3 protein-coding genes are annotated in these 2,571 nt (G+C 72.7%); 2 read left to right on the forward strand and 1 reads right to left on the reverse strand.

Annotated features, from left to right (window positions below):
* Positions 1 to 242: carboxyl transferase domain-containing protein (locus CCN35_RS23770; protein WP_281254819.1), on the reverse strand; the 242-nt coding region annotated here is incomplete at its 3' end.
* A 124-nt stretch (positions 243 to 366) separates the two neighbouring features.
* Between CCN35_RS23770 and CCN35_RS23775 the strand changes: the two genes are divergently transcribed.
* Together CCN35_RS23775 and CCN35_RS23780 are read left to right on the forward strand one after the other, a co-directional pair.
* Positions 367 to 1,251, forward strand: a complete 885-nt coding sequence (locus CCN35_RS23775) for a biotin--[acetyl-CoA-carboxylase] ligase (protein WP_086794286.1) — start codon at positions 367 to 369, stop codon at positions 1,249 to 1,251.
* A 290-nt stretch (positions 1,252 to 1,541) separates the two neighbouring features.
* Positions 1,542 to 2,571: adenylate/guanylate cyclase domain-containing protein (locus CCN35_RS23780; protein WP_245863377.1), on the forward strand; the 1,030-nt coding region annotated here is incomplete at its 3' end.

Consider the following 2,571-nt stretch of genomic DNA (forward strand, 5'->3'; position numbering starts at 1 on the left):
GTGCGGTCCAGGCCGAAGTTGGCCGAGCGGTGCCGGGCGAACTCGTCCAGCTCCACGAACGAGTCGGCGTCCAGCAGCAGCTCGATGCGTTCCCGCGCGGTCAGTTTGCCCTTGGCGTGCTGTTTTTCCACCGCACGCTGCGAGCCGGCGTGCGTGGCCTGCCGGATACGGCGCTGCAGATCCGCGAGCTTGCCCGCAGTCGTATGAATGTCGATCTCTTGACGCTCTTCCGGCTCGGACATCGGGATCGCTGCTCCCTGCCTGCTCACAATGCCTGCCCAAAACGGGGGGACGGGTGTTGTCCGCACAGTAGTGGGGGCCCCGCTGTTCGGCGGTGCGGTGTTCACCACATCTAGTGTGGCTTGCATGACGCCTCGACATGCAGCAGACGACGGCTCGGAGAGCACCCCGCACAGCAGCCGCTGGTCCGATCTGGACCGCCCGCCCCTGAACGTCAGGGCCCTGCGGCGCGGACTGATCCGTCCGGGCGGCCTGTGGTCCGAGCTGGAGCTGGTGCAGCGCACCGGTTCCACCAACTCCGACCTCGTGGCCCGGGCCGCCGCCGGCACGGCGGCCGAGGGCGCCGTCCTGGTCGCGGAGGAGCAGACCGCCGGCCGGGGCCGGCTGAACCGCTCGTGGACGGCTCCGCCCCGCTCCGGCCTGTTCTTCTCGGTTCTGCTGCGGCCCCATGAGGTCCCGGTGGACCGCTGGGGCTGGCTGCCGCTGCTCACCGGGGTCGCGGTCGCCACGAGCCTGTCCCGCACCGCCGGGGTCGACACGGCACTGAAATGGCCCAACGACCTGCTGGTCACGGTCGGCGGCGAGGAACGCAAGGCTGGCGGCATCCTCGCCGAGCGGGCGGGCGACGACGCGGTGGTCGTCGGCGTCGGGATCAACGTCAGCCTGCGGCAGGAGGAACTGCCGGTCCCCCAGGCCGGTTCGCTGGCCCTGGCCGGTGCGGTGAGCACGGACCGCGATCCGCTGCTGCGGGCGATGCTGCGTTCCCTGGAGGACTGGTACGGGCGGTGGCGTGCGGCGGGCGGCGATCCGGCGGCGAGCGGTCTGCAGGAGACGTACGCGGCGGGCTGCGCCACGCTCGGACGGCCGGTGCGCGCGGAGCTGCCGGGGGACCGGTCGGTGGTGGGGGAGGCGGTGGCGGTGGACGGGGACGGCCGCCTGGTCATCGCCACCGAGGAGGGAGCGCAGGAACCGGTGGGGGCGGGCGACATCGTCCACTTGATGCCCGCATGAGGCCCGCATGGGCCCGCGTGAGAGCCGCTCCGCGTGCGCGGGGTCGCTCGGGCCGGGGCGGCACGGGCCCGCCCCGGCCCCCTCGGGGGCAGGGTGTGCAGGCCGGTCGGAGAACCGGGGCACAGTCTCCTTCGGGGGGCGGTTGCGGCGGCAAGACGCCAGGTCGGTGCCCCTTGTGCCACCCTGTGTGCCACCTCCTGGTGCAACCTGACCGAGTGAGCTGGCGCACAGCTGCCGTAGAGTTGAGGCCGGTCGGTACCTGACCGCGGCAGATCGGAAGGGCAGCAGGCGTGACTGTCGACGACACGGGCTCCGGCGCGGACGCGGAGGGCCGGGAGGAGCCTCCCCCACGCTCGTCTCCGCGCGAGCGGGGAGAAACCCAGTCCGCCCGCTCCGAGGAAGACCCTCTTGCGCTGCGCCTGGAACAGCTGATCCTGGGCGCGGAGCGGCGCTACACCCCCTTCCAGGCGGCCCGCAGCGCGGGCGTCTCCATGGAGCTGGCCTCCCGCTTCTGGCGGGCCATGGGCTTCGCCGACATAGGGCAGGCCAAGGCGCTGACCGAGGCCGACGTCCTGGCCCTGCGCCGGCTCGCCGGTCTGGTCGAGGCGGGACTGCTCAGCGAGGCCATGGCCGTGCAGGTGGCCCGGTCCACCGGGCAGACCACCGCCCGGCTGGCCGAGTGGCAGATCGACTCCTTCCTGGAGGGACTGACCGAGCCTCCCGAGCCGGGCATGACGCGCACCGAGGTGACGTACCCGATCGTCGAGCTGCTGCTGCCCGAGCTGGAGGAGTTCCTGGTCTACGTCTGGCGCCGCCAGCTCTCCGCCTCGGCGGGCCGGGTGGTGCAGGCCGCCGACGACGAGGAGATGGTCGACCGGCGTCTGGCCGTCGGCTTCGCGGACCTGGTCGGCTTCACCCGGCTGACCCGCCGGATGGAGGAGGAGGAACTCGGCGAGCTGGTCGAGGCCTTCGAGACGACCGCGGCCGACCTGGTGGCGGCGCGCGGCGGCCGGCTCATCAAGACGCTCGGCGACGAGGTGCTGTACGTGGCCGACGACGCCGGTACGGCGGCGGACATCGCCCTGCGGCTGGTGGAGACCATGGCGAACGACGAGACGATGCCCGAGCTGCGCGTGGGCATGGCGTTCGGCACGGTGACCACCCGTATGGGCGATGTGTTCGGGACGACCGTCAATCTGGCCTCCCGGCTCACCTCCATAGCCCCGCGCGACGGTGTGCTCGTGGACAGCGCCTTCGCCGAGGAGCTGATCCGCACCAAGGACGCCCCGGCCTCCGAGGAGGAGGCGGCCGAGGCCGCGG

This window comes from Streptomyces thermovulgaris (assembly GCF_002155915.1).
GTDB classification, from domain to species: Bacteria; Actinomycetota; Actinomycetes; order Streptomycetales; family Streptomycetaceae; genus Streptomyces; species Streptomyces thermovulgaris.

What these genes read in the sequence shown, in the direction of transcription:
- CCN35_RS23775 (WP_086794286.1), top strand. Translation starts at nt 367, where the DNA reads ATGACGCCTCGACATGCAGCAGACGACGGCTCGGAGAGCACCCCGCAC.